This window comes from Leptospira broomii serovar Hurstbridge str. 5399 (assembly GCF_000243715.2).
Taxonomy (GTDB): Bacteria; Spirochaetota; Leptospiria; order Leptospirales; family Leptospiraceae; genus Leptospira_B; species Leptospira_B broomii.
This window is the reverse complement of the sequence record NZ_AHMO02000008.1, coordinates 17,928-33,806: the sequence shown is the minus strand read 5'-3', so window position 1 is coordinate 33,806 and position 15,879 is coordinate 17,928. Positions and strand designations below refer to the sequence as shown.

Annotated in this window: 13 protein-coding genes; 10 read left to right on the top strand and 3 right to left on the bottom strand. The window is 45.6% G+C overall.

All coding sequences use genetic code 11. The features are described from left to right. Positions 1-3: 3 nt before the first annotated feature. The 4 genes from kdpB to LEP1GSC050_RS05520 are packed head-to-tail and all read left to right on the top strand — an operon-like array spanning position 4 to position 6,058. Positions 4-2,097, top strand: coding sequence for a potassium-transporting ATPase subunit KdpB (kdpB, locus tag LEP1GSC050_RS05535; RefSeq protein WP_010570253.1), 2,094 nt, complete (start codon positions 4-6; stop codon positions 2,095-2,097). Further along, positions 2,094-2,687 carry a potassium-transporting ATPase subunit KdpC gene (gene kdpC / locus LEP1GSC050_RS05530; RefSeq protein ID WP_010570252.1) on the top strand — a complete coding sequence of 198 codons (594 nt, stop codon included), beginning with the start codon at positions 2,094-2,096 and terminating at the stop codon, positions 2,685-2,687. The genes kdpB and kdpC overlap by 4 nt, the downstream gene beginning before the upstream one ends. A 10-nt stretch (positions 2,688-2,697) precedes the next feature. Continuing rightward, complete coding sequence (locus tag LEP1GSC050_RS05525; protein WP_010570251.1) at positions 2,698-5,361, top strand: sensor histidine kinase; 2,664 nt, start codon at positions 2,698-2,700, stop codon at positions 5,359-5,361. Further along, on the top strand, positions 5,354-6,058 hold the full coding sequence (locus LEP1GSC050_RS05520; protein WP_010570250.1) for a response regulator: 705 nt from the start codon (positions 5,354-5,356) through the stop codon (positions 6,056-6,058). Before LEP1GSC050_RS05525 ends, LEP1GSC050_RS05520 begins: the two co-directional genes overlap by 8 nt. Here LEP1GSC050_RS05520 and LEP1GSC050_RS05515 read toward each other — a convergent pair. The 3 genes from LEP1GSC050_RS05515 to LEP1GSC050_RS05505 all read right to left on the bottom strand — a co-directional run bounded on the left by LEP1GSC050_RS05515 (position 6,055) and on the right by LEP1GSC050_RS05505 (position 9,750). After that, a complete protein-coding gene (locus LEP1GSC050_RS05515; RefSeq protein ID WP_010570249.1) occupies positions 6,055-8,238 on the bottom strand; it encodes a cation:proton antiporter in 2,184 nt (727 codons plus the stop codon). The genes LEP1GSC050_RS05520 and LEP1GSC050_RS05515 overlap by 4 nt on opposite strands. Positions 8,239-8,386: 148 nt before the next feature. Next, complete coding sequence (locus LEP1GSC050_RS05510; RefSeq protein WP_010570248.1) at positions 8,387-9,241, bottom strand: penicillin-binding transpeptidase domain-containing protein; 855 nt, start codon at positions 9,239-9,241, stop codon at positions 8,387-8,389. Beyond that, positions 9,238-9,750, bottom strand: a complete 513-nt coding sequence (locus tag LEP1GSC050_RS05505; protein ID WP_040911430.1) for a hypothetical protein — start codon at positions 9,748-9,750, stop codon at positions 9,238-9,240. The genes LEP1GSC050_RS05510 and LEP1GSC050_RS05505 overlap by 4 nt, the downstream gene beginning before the upstream one ends. 207 nt (positions 9,751-9,957) lie before the next feature. On the opposite strand from LEP1GSC050_RS05505, the gene LEP1GSC050_RS05500 reads away from it, so the two are divergent. The 6 genes from LEP1GSC050_RS05500 to LEP1GSC050_RS05475 all read left to right on the top strand — a co-directional run bounded on the left by LEP1GSC050_RS05500 (position 9,958) and on the right by LEP1GSC050_RS05475 (position 15,876). Beyond that, complete coding sequence (locus tag LEP1GSC050_RS05500; protein ID WP_010570246.1) at positions 9,958-11,109, top strand: DNA methyltransferase; 1,152 nt, start codon at positions 9,958-9,960, stop codon at positions 11,107-11,109. Positions 11,110-11,947: 838 nt separating this feature from the next. Then, positions 11,948-12,745 (top strand): flagellar basal-body rod protein FlgG, encoded by a 798-nt coding sequence (gene flgG / locus LEP1GSC050_RS05495; RefSeq protein ID WP_010570244.1) that lies wholly within the window; start codon positions 11,948-11,950, stop codon positions 12,743-12,745. A 5-nt stretch (positions 12,746-12,750) separates the two neighbouring features. Continuing rightward, entirely contained in the window at positions 12,751-13,659 is a 909-nt protein-coding gene (gene flgA, locus LEP1GSC050_RS05490) for a flagellar basal body P-ring formation chaperone FlgA (protein ID WP_010570243.1), read from the top strand. 1 nt (position 13,660) lies between these two features. Beyond that, positions 13,661-14,332 (top strand): flagellar basal body L-ring protein FlgH, encoded by a 672-nt coding sequence (locus tag LEP1GSC050_RS05485; protein WP_010570242.1) that lies wholly within the window; start codon positions 13,661-13,663, stop codon positions 14,330-14,332. After that, the gene (locus tag LEP1GSC050_RS05480) at positions 14,329-15,402 is read left to right on the top strand and encodes a flagellar basal body P-ring protein FlgI (RefSeq protein WP_010570241.1); all 1,074 of its coding nucleotides are present in this window, start codon (positions 14,329-14,331) and stop codon (positions 15,400-15,402) included. The genes LEP1GSC050_RS05485 and LEP1GSC050_RS05480 overlap by 4 nt, the downstream gene beginning before the upstream one ends. A gap of 3 nt (positions 15,403-15,405) precedes the next feature. Next, the gene (locus tag LEP1GSC050_RS05475; protein ID WP_010570240.1) at positions 15,406-15,876 is read left to right on the top strand and encodes a rod-binding protein; all 471 of its coding nucleotides are present in this window, start codon (positions 15,406-15,408) and stop codon (positions 15,874-15,876) included. Positions 15,877-15,879 lie beyond the last annotated feature (3 nt).

Below are 15,879 nucleotides of genomic sequence, written 5' to 3'. Positions count from 1 at the left end.
TCTATGACTACTAAAAAGAATACTTCTTTTTTCGGTGACTCGGCCCTACTTTTCAGGGCAATCGGCGATTCGTTTATCAAATTGGATCCAAGAACCCAGTGGAAAAACCCGGTTATGTTCATGGTTTATCTTGGAGCGATCCTAACCACGAGCGAACTTTTCATTTCCTCGAATGAAAGAGGTTTTGCGATTCAAATTTCAATTTGGCTTTGGGCTACCGTTCTATTCGCTAACTTTGCAGAGGCGTTGGCCGAAGGTAGAGGGAAAGCGAGAGCCGAATCTTTACGTAAAACTAGAAGGGAAACGCAGGCTAGACGACTTGTTGGAAACGTTGAGTCTCGTGTCCCCGCCTCGACTCTTAGGACAGGCGATCGAGTTATCTGCGAGGCCGGTGAAACCATTCCGGGTGACGGAGAAGTCGTGGAAGGAATCGCATCGGTTGACGAATCTGCGATCACCGGAGAATCCGCCCCAGTAATACGGGAATCCGGAGGAGATCGATCCGCAGTCACCGCCGGAACTAAGGTACTTAGCGACAGGATCGTCATTGAAATTACGACTGACCCAGGAAAGACGTTCATCGATAAAATGATCGCACTTGTAGAAGGTGCCGCTCGTCAAAAGACTCCGAACGAAATTGCGCTTTCGATTTTGCTCGCTGCTCTTTCTCTGGTATTCTTATTGGCCGTGGCGACCATAGTTCCAATCGTTCAATACAGCGTAAGAGAAGGAGGTGGAGAGGCAGGTTTATCCAACTCTTTACCTGCGTTAGTCGGCTTTCTTGTCTGCTTAATTCCCACTACGATCGGCGGACTTTTATCCGCGATCGGAATCAGCGGTATGGATCGCCTGATTCGAAGAAACGTTATCGCGAAATCGGGTCGAGCTATAGAAGCGGCAGGTGATATCGACGTCCTTCTTCTAGACAAAACCGGAACGATAACCTTCGGAAATAGAATGGCGACTCGATTTCTTCCCGGTCCTGGGGTAGGTGAGGAACGTTTAGCTAATGCGGCGCAGTTGGCTTCTCTTTCGGATGAAACGCCGGAAGGTAGATCTATCGTCGTCTTAGCCAAGGAGAAGTTTGCAATTCGAGGAAGAAACCTCGCCGAGCTGGGAGGGGATTTTGTTCCCTTTACCGCCAAAACAAAGATGAGCGGTGTCGACTTTAAGAATAGTACGGATGGAAAGGTTCGACCCAATATTAGAAAAGGATCCGCCGATGCGATCCGCAATTATGTAATCGGTCTTGGAGGCGAATTCCCGGATGAAATCGTCCGTATCGTAGAAGATATCGCAAAAGAGGGCGCGACTCCTCTCGTCGTATCGGAAGGACGCGAAATTCTAGGGGTAGTTCATTTAAAGGACGTTGTTAAAGGCGGAATTCGAGAACGCTTTGCCCGACTGAGAACCATGGGAATCAGAACGGTCATGATTACTGGAGACAATCCTCTGACTGCCGCCGCAATCGCTGCAGAAGCTGGAGTGGACGATTTTATCGCGGAAGCGACTCCTGAAAGTAAACTGAAACGAATTCGCGAGGAGCAGGCTTCCGGAAAACTAGTCGCGATGATCGGAGACGGAACGAACGACGCTCCTGCGCTGGCTCAGGCGGACGTCGGCGTCGCGATGAATACCGGAACACAAACCGCTAGAGAAGCCGGAAACATGATCGACCTGGACAGTAATCCGACGAAATTGATCGAGATCGTCGAAATCGGGAAGCAACTCCTGATGACGCGAGGATCTCTCACCACTTTCAGCGTCGCAAACGACGTATCCAAATACTTCGTAATCCTGCCGGCCATCTTTGCGAGTCTGTATCCTGTTGCAGGAAAAGGAGGACTTGGCGTTTTGAACTTCTTAGGTTTGGGAAGTCCGATGTCCGCCGTTTTGAGCGCGGTGATCTTCAACGCACTCATACTTGTGTTTTTGGTTCCGCTCGCTTTGCGAGGCGTGGAATATCGTCCGTTAGGTGCCGATACGGTTCTTGCTCGAAACGTTTTCATTTACGGTTTCGGTGGAATTATACTTCCGTTCTTCGGAATTAAACTCATCGACGTAGTGTTGAATTATGTTCAAGGTTGGTTTGTATGAGAAGAGTCTTCTCTCAGTTTATATTTTGGACGATCCTTTGCGGATTGATTTATCCTTTCTTAATTTACGGAATCGGAAAGCTTTCTTTCTCGAAAGAAAGTCAAGGATCGCTGATCATGAGAAAAGGAAAAGTAGTCGGCTCGGAATTACTTTCTCAAAAATTCGAATCCCCGAAATTTTTCCAGGCGAGACCCTCTGCAGGAGGCTATAACCCTGAATCCGGATCCGCCAGTAACCTAGGTTTTACGAGCGAAGCGCTTCGTAAACAAGTGGAAGAACGAAAAAACTATTGGCTGTCGAGGGGAGGCGACGCCAAAGTTCCTTCCGAGTTGGTTTTTGCTTCGGGTAGCGGCTTAGATCCGCATTTAAGTCCTGCTGCAGTCGAATATCAACTCCCTCTTGTCGTAAAAGCGAGAGGATTCAACGAAGAGCAAACCCAGCATGTGAAGCTGTTGATTAAAAACTCGACGGAATATCCGCAATGGGGAATTTTCGGTGAAGAAAAAATCAACGTCTTGAAACTGAATTTGTCTTTGGAGAATTATGTCGAAGGTTCCGCGTTATCGAAAGCGAAACCCTCGACGGATTAATCATTACTGAATGGCATATCCTGAGGAAAAAAGACCGGATCCGGACGAGCTTCTCTCTAGAATAGAAGGTAAAACTTCATCTAGAGGGAAGCTTAAAATTTTTTTCGGAATGGCTGCGGGCGTCGGTAAAACGTTCGAGATGCTTCGCGATGCTCAAAAGGCAAAGTCCGAAGGTCGCGACATAGTCATCGGATATTTGGAAACTCATAAGCGAGCAGAAACGGAAGCCCAATCTACCGATCTGGAAACTATTCCGAGGAAAAAATCCAAGTATAAAAACGTCGAATTGGAAGAAATGGATCTAGATGCTGTCTTAGAACGAAAGCCGGATTTAGTGTTAGTCGATGAATTAGCTCATACGAATGTTCCTGGTTCGCGACATCCGAAGCGATACCAAGACGTTCTAGAAATCCTGGATAACGGTATCGATGTGTATTCCACTTTGAATGTCCAACATTTGGAAAGCAGGGCCAATATTGTCGAGGAACTTTCCGGAGCGCCCGTCGCGGAACGGGTTCCCGATTCGATTCTAGAGGTCGCGGACGAGGTGGAACTTGTGGATCTAGTTCCGGAAGACCTAGTCAAGCGATTGAAAGAGGGAAAAATTTATCCGTCCGAAAAAGTTCCGGGCGCTTTACTTTCTTTTTTTAGAATTCCTAATTTGACCGCGTTACGCGAGCTTTCTTTAAGCTATACTTCCAAGCTTGTCGATCGAGAGTTGGCCCGTCTAGAGCCGACCCGGGATTCTAAGCTATCGGAAAAAATTCTGGTCGCAATCAGTTCGTCGCCCGCTTCGGGAGAATTGATTCGACACGCAAAAAGAATGGCATTTCTTTTGAAATGTACTTGGGTTACGGTTTACATCGAAGATGACAGAAGTTTAACGCCCGAAGACAGAAAGCAGCTTCATTCTCATTTGCAATTGGCTCGCGAGCTTGGTGCGGAAATTTTAAGTCTTCCTGAAAAAGATTTGGTTCAAGGAATTTTAAGAGCCGTAGACCGAACGAAGGCCACGCACGTCATAATCGGAAGGACTACCAGAAATCGATTCTGGCGATTTTTAGAAGGGGGAACTTTACTAGAACGACTTACATCCGAGTCGGCGAATTTTCAATTAGTGGTCGTTCCTGGCGGGGAAGGAAATTATAAAAATTTCAGGCCCCTTTGGTGGATAGGAAAGTCGGGTCCGATACAATACTTCTTATCATTTCTTTCGCTTTTGGGTGTTACATCCGTCAATCTTTTGATGTTGCATATAATAGGTTACTGGTCGATAGGATTGGTTTATCTGTTTTTTGTAATGCTGATCTCTTTGTTTGCCGGTAGGGGCCCGGTGCTGATTACGGCAGCTCTCTCAGCATTACTATGGAATTTTCTGTTCATTCCTCCTCGATTCACTTTCTTTATAGGAAAGCTTGAAGACTGGATGATGTTTGTGATGTATTTCGTTCTCGCTATGGTCTTAGGCGTGTTTACGACTCGTTTGAGATCGCGGGAGGATGCGTTAAAGCACGGGGAAGAAGCGATTTCGTCTCTCTACGAGTTATCAATCGCTCTTTCACGGACGCATACTGCGGATGGAATTGTGAACGCATCCGTAGAGCTACTGTCTAAGACGTTCAATTGCCCTATCTTTATTGTAATTACCGATAAGGACGGACGCTTGGAAAGAACCGCTCATCCGAAAAGTACTTTCGTCCCCGAAGCAAGGGAATTCGCGTTAGCTTCCTGGTCTTATCAAAATAGGAAACCTTCGGGCAATTCAACCGACACCGTTCCCCTTTCTCGAGGATTATATCTTCCGCTACTTTCTCCGGGAGGATGTTTCGGAGTGCTCGGATTGGATCGCGAAGGTAGAGAGCCCTTAGAGCCGGGAGTGGATGCATTGCTGCACTCTATGCTAAACCAAATCGCCTTGGCCGTGGAAAGGATTCAGCTTCTTGGTCTACGCGAAAACGCGAGAATGGTAGAAGAATCCGAAAGACTTCACTCGGCGTTATTTAATTCGGTTAGCCATGAATTTAGAACTCCTTTAACTATTATTCGCGCTTCTCTAGATCTTCTGGATGGGACCGTAGATCGGTCGGCGGAAAAGGAGATTTCCCTGTTAGCCGAAGTGCGTAGCGCTTATCGGAAATTGGAAAGACTGGTAAATAATCTATTAGATATGACTCGTTTGGAATCGGGTAGGTTGAAACTAGATCTGCAATGGGAGGATCCCGCCGATCTGGTATTAGGCGCCGTAGCAGAAGAAGAATCGGAAAGAGGATCTCATCGTTTAACGTCGGAAGTGGATCAAAACATGCCTTTGGTTCGATTAGACAATCGAATCATGCAACAGGTATTAATTCATCTCATTCAGAACGCGTTTCTGCACACGCCTGAAGGAACTCCGGTAACCGTGCGCGCTAGCGTTCCGAGGGACCATCTTCTCTTAGTCGTAGAGGATAAAGGACCTGGCATTCCAAAAGGCGAGGAAGAACGGATTTTCGATAAATTCACTAAAGTTTCTTCGTATGCTCACGGAACGGGACTAGGTCTTTCCATTTGTAAGGGTTTGGTCGAGGCGCAAGGCGGTCGTATTTGGGCGGAGAATCGAGCGGAAGGCGGGGCTCGATTCCTGATCCGGATTCCAGTTATGACTTTCCCGCCCTTGGAGGAAGACATTGGGTAGTCCGGTCATTTTAGTCATCGATGACGAAGTTCAAATTCGCAGATTATTAAGAATGGCCTGCGAACCGGAAGGATATAAATTAGAGGAAGCCGTTTCTGTAGAAGATGCATTAGCTAAATTTTATATGGTCCGACCCGACGTAGTCGTTTTAGATTTAGGTTTGCCGGAGAGAGGCGGCGAGGAATTTCTCATTCAAATACGGGAATCCGGCGCCAAGGTTCCCGTTCTAGTACTAAGCGTTAAAGATTCCGAAAAAGATAAGATTCATTTGTTAGATGCCGGGGCCGACGATTATCTGACCAAGCCTTTCGGAGTGGGCGAATTTTTAGCTAGGATTCGCGTGCTTCTTCGTCATTCTTCACCCGAAAAAACGGACGTTAAAGTGAAGATAGGAAATCTAGAATTGGATTTTGGAACGAGACGAGTAACGAAATCCGGAAAGGATGTTCGCTTGACTCCGACGGAGTATTCTTTCCTCAAATTGCTCGCTACGTATCCGGGTAAAATTATCACTCAGACGCAAATTCTTAAGGAACTCTGGGGTCCGAATCAAATCTCGGAGGCCGGTTATTTGCGCGTCTATGTGAATCAGATTCGGAAAAAAATCGAAACAGATCCGAGTAAACCGGAAATATTAATTACCGAACCGGGAGTAGGGTATTATTTAAAAGCGGAAGATCAGCCTGCAAATTTCTAAAGAAATTCGATTTCTTTGGAAAAACGGATCAGGAATAAACCTGAACCTTCGGAAAGTTCCCAATTGCGAAGTTCGGGTTCTTCTTCCCATGTCTCCAAATTACAAAGAATCAAATCTGCTTCTCCCAAAACGACCGGATCGGATTCCCTCAAAATCGGAATCATTTCCTTCTTAATTAGATTTCTGTCTTTTTGGGTTAATCTTTGAACTGCTCCTCTGGGATCCCAAACGGAAACCTTGGACCCGAGGTTCTTCGCCAATCTGCATGCAAAAGTCAATAGCTTTGAATCGGCTTCGGAATACATCGCCACTGTTATACGATCGAGATTTCCTAGTTTTTCGGCCACTAAAATTCCCGCATTACCGTTGGATTCGGAAAGTAACGTGCGAATTTTCCCTCCTAAGACGTCGTCGCTGAATAAAGATCTAGCTCCGCCAGTTAGAAATATATTATAATTTCCTGATTGAATTGTCTTCAGAATGTCTTTCGTGACGTTATCGGAGGGCTTGTACAAAGTTTTAAGTTTCAGGCCTAATTCTTTCGAAAGTTTATGCAGGGGCTCAAAGCTGGTTTTTTCGTATCGTTGCGCTACCTTTCGGGAAATGGACGAGTCAGGACTCATGTGTAAGGCCGTGACTTCCTTAGCTTTGTTACCGGCCGGAAATAACCCATTGGCTAATCGAAGCAGGTCGATTCCTCGCGAATGGAGAGCGAATGCGACTAGAATTCCTCCTCCTTTCGGATCCTTTCGCGGGGATGCGAATATTCTTTCAATCAGGTTTAAGGAAGGGCCGGTCATAAAGGTGGTTACGAGGGCCATGAGAACCATCATCGAAAACACTTGAGAAGAGAGGATGCCAAGATCGTATCCGATGTTCAGAACTATGAGTTCCATTAGTCCTCGAGTGTTCATCAGCGCGCCCAGGGATAGCGAATCCTTCCAAGTTTTACCGGATAATCTTGCGGCGATCGCACTGCCTGCGAATTTCCCAAGAATCGCAACGGCTAATACCCATGCAAAGTCCCACCATAGGTTTCCTTCGTTTAATAATCCGATCTGAGTGCGTATGCCGGTTAATGCGAAAAATAGGGGAAGGAAAATCGCAGTACTGACGTCCTCGACTTTTTCGGCTAAGAGTGTTCTCAGTTTCGGTCGATCAGGCATGACTACTCCGGCGAGAAACGCGCCGAATAACGCATGGATACCGATCGATTCGGTTATCCAAGCGGATCCGATCGGAAATAGTAGGAAAAAAGCAACCGCAGTCTTGGTAAAAGCCTCTCTATTTGTAAATATATTGCCCGCTCTCCGCATCCAAGGAAGAACCAACTTCCACATAAAAAGAATGTAAATCAGCGCCAAAAGAATAGTCATTAAGCCGGGTAAGAGTCCGCCAGCTTGAACGAGAGCGATTACGCAAGCGAGTAGGCACCAGGCTGTCAGATCGTCGGAGGCGGCGCAGGTTAACGCTAGTCCTCCTAATTTTGTTTTAGTAAGTCCCTTTTCCTGTACGATTCTCGCCAGAACAGGAAAGGCGGTGATACTCATCCCGATTCCCATAAAAAGCGAAAAGGAAAGGAAGCTAATTCCTTCCGGCGCTAATCTTCCGTAAAAGGAAAGCGCTAACATTCCGCCTAATAAGAAGGGTAGTAGTATGCTTGCGTGTGAAATTAAGATCGCCGAGTCGGCCTGGTTCCTTAGAATCTTTAAATCCAACTCCATGCCTACAATAAACATAAAGAAAACCAAACCGATTTGGCTTAGTAATTGCAAAATACCTAATGAAGCTTTCGGGAATACGAACGAGTAAGCGTCCGGAAATAGGGCTCCGAATAAGGAAGGACCTAATAAAATACCGGCCAGAATTTCTCCGATCACCGAGGGTTGTCCGATCGAGACGGCAAGTTTTCCGAATATTCTTGTCGCGACCAATACGAGACCGATTTGAAACAGAAGAATCGCGAGAGGCTCTTTCAAACCTTTGGTCAACTTGTCGACCGTATTCGAGATTGCGATCGTCGACCGATCGAGCAATACGACGGATCCGCCGGTCGAATTTCGGGAAACGATCGGAGCGGGAATTTCCGCTTCTAACTTTTCACCGAAATTTAATATGACTAGAAAAACTAAGAAGAAGAGAATTATAAGAAGAATATAGTAAAATGCGTTACGTTTCATTAAGAATCGGCGATCCGTTAGCCTAGAAAAATTTTCTTCGAACGAAATAGATCGGTTCCATTTTCAAACCGAGCGTTTTCGAAGAAAAGTAGAATCTTTTCGAGGAGATAGGATTTTGAAAAAGAAAGCGAATGTCTAGAAGGCGGTGCTAACGAGAAAGAAATTTTTCCCAAATGCCGTTCGCTCTTAAAAATTCGGTTCCATACCGAGCCGCTTCCAATGGCGATAAGGTCTCGGATTCGCTCTCGATTCGGGAAAGAAATAAAACCGATTTATCCGGAAACTTCCAATAGAACCAAAATAGGGAGATACTTCGTCCCCCGCTATATGCGGATCCGGAATCCGAGTAAAATTTATCCGCATTCCCCCAATTTCCCGCCAATCTATGGATTCCGGTAGAATTACTGACTTCTCCAGGCGTTCTTTCTAATCCGGAAAGGACGATGGACGAGTTCTTTTCCCTTACGGATAATTTTCGGGTAACAAGTTTCTTTAGAAAAAAGAATAACTCTTCTCCGTTTAAAGTGTAGTCCCCATCCATCCAGAATGCTCGGCCATTTTCGAGATTTGATGGTCTAGGTAGATCCGCGCCTACCAACCAGTTTTGCGCCTTGATTCCGGTAGTTTCGGTTAACAATTTTTGAAAATACCAAACCGTAGAAGAAGCGAGCGCCGTTCTTAAATTTTGATCCTTTTGCCAACGAATGTACGGATATTTCGTTTTGTCCCATTTATAAGGCGCATCGGGCTCCTTGAGCGAGCCGGATTCCAGCGCAGCCAGTGCGATCATGGGATGGAAGAGGTGCAGAGGTGGAACGCTCCCTTTGCAATAGCTAGGATTGACTAGAAGCGTTTCTTCAGTTTCCAACTCCGAAAAAATTAGGCAGGTTTTTCTTCCGGGGACTTCCGCCAGTTTTTCTTCGGGAAGAGGTATTTCCTTTCTATTTCCGCAAGACAGCAGGAGGAAGAAGGCCGTAAGGATAAAAAAAACGACTCCTTTCATTCAAGCCACGCTATATACGTGAGGTATAATGTGAAAAGAAGAGAGGGAAAATAAAGTAGTAGAAAGTTTCTACCTATCTTTCTCCAGTCCGTCGAAGTCTTTTCCTTTACGAATCTAGAAAGTGCGTCCCTATCCATTTCGAATAAATCGCTTGGATCATTCCAACCATAAACATTACGAGCCAATCTTCCGACGATTTCATCCTTATAATTCAGGATCGTTAGCCACGCAAGATCGCTTTCCTCTTTTTCGAGGGAGAGCAATCGAAGAAAAACTTTCGGCACCAAAAAAACTTGGCCGATCATTAAGCTTGCAAATCGAGTGAACAAGCCGAAGAAAAACAAGCTAGAGAATAACGGATTTTCCCTCTTTAAGCCGAAGACGATCCAAAAACAAACGAGGTAGGATCCGTAGCCGATATAATATCCAGCTAGTTCCCACCAACGATTCGTTTTTTTCTCGGAAAGAAATTCCTCGTAATAGGCTTTTACTTCGGTCGCTGGAATCATGTTACGTTCTCTGAAAAATTTTTCCGAGTTTCCGTGTAGGAAACGTTTACGTATCTTATTTGCAGAATTTTTCCTGTAGTCGACGTAGACAAGCAGTAAAGGGAACTTCCTACCTTTCAATTTTATGTCCCGGAATCTTTCGAGGAAAAGCTCCGAGGAAAACCTTCTTACATTCCGAATAGAGAAAGTAAAAGAAGGCGGACAGGAATGAGCATAGCGTTACGAAAGAAAGAACGGAAAATTCTGAGCGGAGAATTTTGGACGGCTAAGCAAAGGCAGGCCCATCCGATTCATTACGTAGTCAGCTATCGTGCCTCTTTTAAACCCGAATTACCGTCCTTCTTTATCGGAAAATATTTAGGTTCTAAAAAAGGAGTGGTATTCGATCCGTTCGGCGGGAGAGGAACGACGGCCCTTCAGGCAAATTTAGAAGGTCATTCCGCAATACATAACGATATCAGTCCGATGTCCTTGGTTCTGGCAAAATCCAGGCAGACGATTCCTTCCGTCTTCGACTTGGAGCGAAGACTTTCCCAGTTGGATTTAAGCGCTAAAGTTCCCGAAGAGGAATGCGATTCCAATCTATTACATTTTTATCATAAAGATACCCTACGAGAATTGAAAAATCTTCGTAAAATTCTTCTGGCCGATGATTCTCCCGAAATTAAATACTTGGGATTGACGGCCTTATCGAGGTTGCACGGACATAGCACCGGATTTTTTTCGGTCTATAGCTTTCCTCAAATCTCGATTCCGCCTCTTGCTCAAAAGAGAAACAACGAAAAAAAAGGAATTCGACCGGAATACCGGGAAGTGAAACCTAGAATTCTGCAAAAATTAAGGAGAGATCTAAAAGAGAATCTTCCTCCGTTTTTCCACGAATTTTCTTCCAGAAATCTTTATACGAATCATTCATCACTGGACCTTTCTAGTCTTCCTGATTCGGGGACCGATTTAGTCGTAACCTCTCCTCCTTTTCTAGACAAGGTGAACTACGAAGAGGATAATTGGCTTCGGTATTGGTTCCTCGATATCATATTGGAAAAGGCGCAGAAGCCGAGTATTTTCGGAACTCTTGCAGGTTGGTGCGAATTCATTCAAGAAACCCTTAAGGAATTATCTAGAGTACTAAAGCCCGGAGGAGTTTTAGTACTGGAAGTAGGTGAAGTTCGAAAAGGTAAGACGGTCTTCAATTTGGATGAATATGTTATCCGTTGCTCCGAAGGTACTGGCTTAGTTTGGGAAAACACGTACATTAATGATCAGAAGTTCACGAAGCTTGCGAACTGCTGGAATGTTTCCAATAACGAAAAGGGAACTAACTCGAATCGTTGCGTGGTTTTTCGGAATTTTAAGTAAAGTAGATTCAGAGGACTGAAGACAGAAGTTAGATGTTAGATATAGGTGGAAAAAGAACTGAGACCTGCAAATTTAGGGGATAACAGAAACTAGGTTCAAAGGTTCCTGCTTTAGGCTAAATTGGTTCGATGTATAAAATATTGGTCCGCTTTTAGACTTGTGTGTCCGGTTTCGGTCTTCCGTCTTCTGCGTGGGAGCTCCAACAGATTTCATTTAGAAAAACTTCTTGTCAGGAGAATTATTTTGTGGTACAGGAATTTTTCCACCGCTCCGCTCCGGCCCCCACCCAAAGGGCGGGGTTTTTTAAGTAAATTCCACTCTTCATGCTCATGACCTTTGGAGCTCCGAAAGAATTCATTGCATCTAATACCGAAACTCTAACCACTTTTAATCGACATGTCGGCTGTTCCGCGATAAAGAAACTGCTTCACGGGAAGTTGCCATTTTTTCCAACGTCGCGCAGCTTCAATCCTCTGCTAGCGGCAACGATGTGTAGGGTGCGAAGCAGTCGCAGCGTTTGCGGATAACGGTTTATAAGTTGAGAAAAAAGTCGCTGAGACCGGAGCGAAAGCGGAGCCCGGAGCAGCGTGACCCGGAACGAAGTGGAGGGGGCCGCCCGTGCAGAAGACAGAAGTTGCACGATCGGGATGGCAGCTGGGTTAGAGGAAACACTGATATCCCCGATGTAGAGGAAAATACACTAATAGCATGAGAATCTTTCACTATAACGTGGAAACTCCGCTCATCAACGTTCTGTCCTTGGTCTTCCGATTAAAAAAAGGAGGAATTCCTAGGGAAATTCCGAATTTAGCCGATAAAAAAACAGAGGTACACACCTATGATGCGATCCCTTTGGACCGCGGCGACCGGAATGATCGCCCAGCAATTCCATATTGATACTATTTCCAATAACCTCGCTAACGTAAATACGACGGGTTTTAAAAAGAACCGAGCGGACTTCGAAGACTTAGTTTACCAGCATATGGTTCTGGCTGGAACTCCAGCGACTTCGGTTAGCGAAATTCCTACCGGTGTGAACGTGGGACACGGAGTTCGAGCCGCGGCCTCTCAGAAGCTATTCGAAATAGGTTCATTTCAGGCTACCGGCAATAAGCTAGATTTGGCTATCACGAGCGAGATGGGTTTCTTTAAAATACAAATGCCGGACGGAAGCTTCGCTTTCACAAGAGACGGTTCTTACAAGATCGATTCGAACCAGCAGGTAGTGACCTCCAACGGGTACCTTTTGGAACCTCCGATCATACTTCCCGAAGGCGCTATCTTAAACACTTTGATGATTTCGGAGCAGGGGGAAGTCACCGTCAAAATAGGTTCGGATGTTCGTCCGACGGTAATCGGTCAGATTGAATTATATCGATTCGTAAACCCAGCCGGCCTTCAAGCAATCGGTAAAAACCTCTTCCAAGAAACGGTTGCCTCCGGTCCCGAGATTCCGGGAACACCGGGGATGGAAGGTTTCGGTAACGTCCTTCAAGGATTTTTGGAAATGTCCAACGTTAAGATCGTGGAAGAAATGGTGAATATGATAGTCGCACAAAGGGCTTATGAATCCAATTCGAAGGCGATCCAGACTTCGGATAACATGCTTTCGACTGCGATAGGTCTGAAGCGTTAAATAATATGAGTTTTCGTTTTCCCGGCATTTTGCTCTTTGCGTTCGGAATCGTATGGATTGGAGCCGGGGACGTATTTGCCATGGATGCGGTTTATCTGCGCGGGAAATTACTCACCGAAAAAAAAGAAGTCCTACTTTCGGAAATCGCAAAAATCCCGGATCGGATGCAGGACAAAATAGTATTACGAAATCTTGAATCTCCCGTTCTAATCAGACCGGAAGATATTCAGAAACTTTTTCCGAATGTTTCGGTTTCCGGAAAAGAAACTTTGATTTTACCCCTGAATTCCGAACTGGATTCCAAGGATTTGGAGGATAGCGTCTCTAAGGAGATCGCTAAACTCACCCAGGAAAAGGGGACAGAATATCGCATAACGTATTTAGACGGAGAACGATCGGTTCCTGCTTCCGGAGTCGATCTGCGGTGGGCCGGACTACCGCAGGTAATTCACGCGGGACAGATCGTCGCCTCCCTGGATTTTTATTTTCAGCAAAGAAAAGTTCATACTCAAAGAATCAAATTCAAAATCGAGAAGAGGGCCTCCGTATTCTTTGCGAAGAAGACCGTATTGAAAGGCCAAAAATTGGATGCGGATTCCCTGGAAGAACGCAGCGTTTTTCTTGAAGAAGCGTTTACCGACGGGATCGGAATTGAAAGCGTGGGATCGACTGCTCTAAAAGATCTACAGGTGGGGGAACTTCTGCGTCGGAAGCATGTTCGTTTTTTGTACGACGTCCAGCGAGGCGGAGATATACAGTTGGTTTATACGCGCGGCAACTTGGTAGTAAAAGCGAAAACGAAAGCGCTGACGTCCGGGAACGTCGGAGAATTGGTGGAAGTTTCCTCTCATGCTAAGGAAGGGAAATTAACGGCTCGCGTAGTGGAAAAGAATACGGTATTATTAGAAAATTAAGATGTTTCGTATCGGAATTAAAAGACTTGCCGTTCTGTTATTTTCTTTAGGGGCCTTCTTTGCCGTTGCCGCTCAAGAACTATCTCAATGGCAGGATAAGAATCCGTATTCAAGATCGCAAAATATTAAGGTCGGAACCGCAGTATTCGTCCGACTGAAAGAAGGTTTTAACGCCGAATTCGAAATAGAATCTACGGCGGACGAAAACATCACGATCAAAGCGGTGCCGGATAAGAAAATCATTCCGGACAACCCTTCGTATAACAACGATAGAAGCATTGTCAGAAAGAATAAAGGAAAGATAAAGTCTTTAGGAAAATTGAAAGGTAATTTAACCGCGACAGTTACCGCGATCGATCCTGCGACCGGATTACTCACTTTGCAAGGGCAAAGATCCTCGACCTATAACGGGGAGCCTTCCGGAGTCGTTTTGACTGGGCGTCTATCTCCGGAATTTCTGTCCAAAGATAATTCGGTCGATGCCGATCGGATTGCGGATTTGCAGATCCAGTTTACGGGGAGAATCCAGCCTAAGGATCTACAGCCTCCGATCGCTCTTAAAACGATTACGAATCCGGACGGTTCCGTTACGGTTAAAGCCGAATTATCCGACGAAGAAAAGCAGCGTTTCATTTTGGAACAGCTCAATCGTCTTTTGGGAGAATCCCGATGATCAGAGTTCTTTTCGTTTTTCTCTTAGTAACGGCCTCGGCTCAAGCTGCGGAAGTGCGACTCAAGGACTTTGCTAAAATCGAAGGAATTCGGGACAATCAAATCACGGGTTACGGAATTGTGATAGGCCTACCGGGAACCGGAGATAGCAAGACTCCGATGACAAGCGAAAGCATGAAGAACTACTTAAAGAATCTTGGCGTCGAGGCGAATCTCAAGCCGGACCAAACTAAAAATATAGCCTCGGTTTTAATTACGGCCAATATTCCATCTTACGCTCGTAAAGGGGATCGATTGGATGTTACCGTTTCTTCGATCGGTGATGCTAAATCGCTGGAAGGCGGAGTCCTTCTACAATCTCCGTTAAAAACAGCCAATGACAAGGTCTACGCCGTGGCAAGCGGAGTGATTTCCTTCGGCGGAAAGACTGATAATGAACGTTCTAGCTCGGGCCGCAGTTCCAAGAAGACCGTGGGCATCGTCCACCAAGGCGCCATCGTAGAATCGGAATTGAAGGAAGAATTTTTCGCGAATCAGAGAGTCGTAATTCGATTAAACGAAGCGGATTTTTCGATGTTGAATAATCTCATCAATAAAATACGTGAAGCGATACCCGAAAAATTCGGCTTAAAAGCGGATTCGATCCAGGCTTTATCTCCGTCGGAAATCGTACTGGAAGTAGGCGCGGGGTTTTCCAATAAATCCCCAGGGCTTTTAGCTCTTCTTTCCGATCTGGAAAATTTGACCGTGGAAACCTCGCCAAAGGCGAAGGTAGTGATCAACGAGCGCTCCGGGGTCATCGTAATGGGCGGAAACATAGTCATAGACGAAGTGGCAGTCTCACGTTCCGGCTTAAGTCTTTCGGTTGCCGATAAAAACCGTCGCAGTCCGCGTCTCGGAAGGGATAATCAGCAGCCTCCCAAGGAATCTTTCTTGATCGAAGAAGCAACCCAAGTCTCGGATGTGGTGGACGCCTTGAATAAGGTTGGCGCATCCACAAAGGACATCATTGCTATTTTAGAAGCGCTGAAAACCGCAGGCGCGTTGCATGCGGAACTCGAGGTTCAGTAGAATATGATAGATCAAATTAATAATTATTCCAATCGTTTAAACTTAACGGAGCGGCCGGAAGTACAGCGACTTCTTCGGGAAGAAAAGGAACTTCGCAAAGGGCAAACGTTTCCCGAACTACTACGCGAGGAATTCAACGATAAACTTTCCGGAAAAGTCTCCTCTTCGGAAGTTCGTATGCCTCATAATATTAAGGAAGAGGTTACTGCCGATCCTTATCGCAAAAGATTATACGACGCTTCGGTCGAATTCGAATCGATTTTTGTGAAGATGGTACTTAAAGAAATGAAAGCGACCATACATAAATCCGGATTGATAGACGGCGGATACGCTGAAGAGATTTTCGAAGATATGCTTTACGACGAATACTCTAAGAATCTCTCCGCCAACTCGTCTCTCGGACTTGCGGAGCAGATTTACCAATCTTTGTCTTCGAATCTTCCTCCGATCAAGAAGCTAGACTCGAAGATCTGAGAC

Bases quoted from the DNA above. Each gene is read 5' to 3' on its own strand.
- LEP1GSC050_RS05475 (WP_010570240.1), top strand. From the start codon at position 15,406: ATGATAGATCAAATTAATAATTATTCCAATCGTTTAAACTTAACGGAG.
- LEP1GSC050_RS05480 (WP_010570241.1), top strand. From the start codon at position 14,329: ATGATCAGAGTTCTTTTCGTTTTTCTCTTAGTAACGGCCTCGGCTCAA.
- kdpC (WP_010570252.1), top strand. From the start codon at position 2,094: ATGAGAAGAGTCTTCTCTCAGTTTATATTTTGGACGATCCTTTGCGGA.
- LEP1GSC050_RS05525 (WP_010570251.1), top strand. From the start codon at position 2,698: ATGGCATATCCTGAGGAAAAAAGACCGGATCCGGACGAGCTTCTCTCT.
- LEP1GSC050_RS05505 (WP_040911430.1), bottom strand. From the start codon at position 9,750: ATGATTCCAGCGACCGAAGTAAAAGCCTATTACGAGGAATTTCTTTCC.
- flgA (WP_010570243.1), top strand. From the start codon at position 12,751: ATGAGTTTTCGTTTTCCCGGCATTTTGCTCTTTGCGTTCGGAATCGTA.
- kdpB (WP_010570253.1), top strand. From the start codon at position 4: ATGACTACTAAAAAGAATACTTCTTTTTTCGGTGACTCGGCCCTACTT.
- LEP1GSC050_RS05515 (WP_010570249.1), bottom strand. From the start codon at position 8,238: ATGAAACGTAACGCATTTTACTATATTCTTCTTATAATTCTCTTCTTC.
- LEP1GSC050_RS05510 (WP_010570248.1), bottom strand. From the start codon at position 9,241: ATGAAAGGAGTCGTTTTTTTTATCCTTACGGCCTTCTTCCTCCTGCTG.
- LEP1GSC050_RS05500 (WP_010570246.1), top strand. From the start codon at position 9,958: ATGAGCATAGCGTTACGAAAGAAAGAACGGAAAATTCTGAGCGGAGAA.
- flgG (WP_010570244.1), top strand. From the start codon at position 11,948: ATGATGCGATCCCTTTGGACCGCGGCGACCGGAATGATCGCCCAGCAA.
- LEP1GSC050_RS05485 (WP_010570242.1), top strand. From the start codon at position 13,661: ATGTTTCGTATCGGAATTAAAAGACTTGCCGTTCTGTTATTTTCTTTA.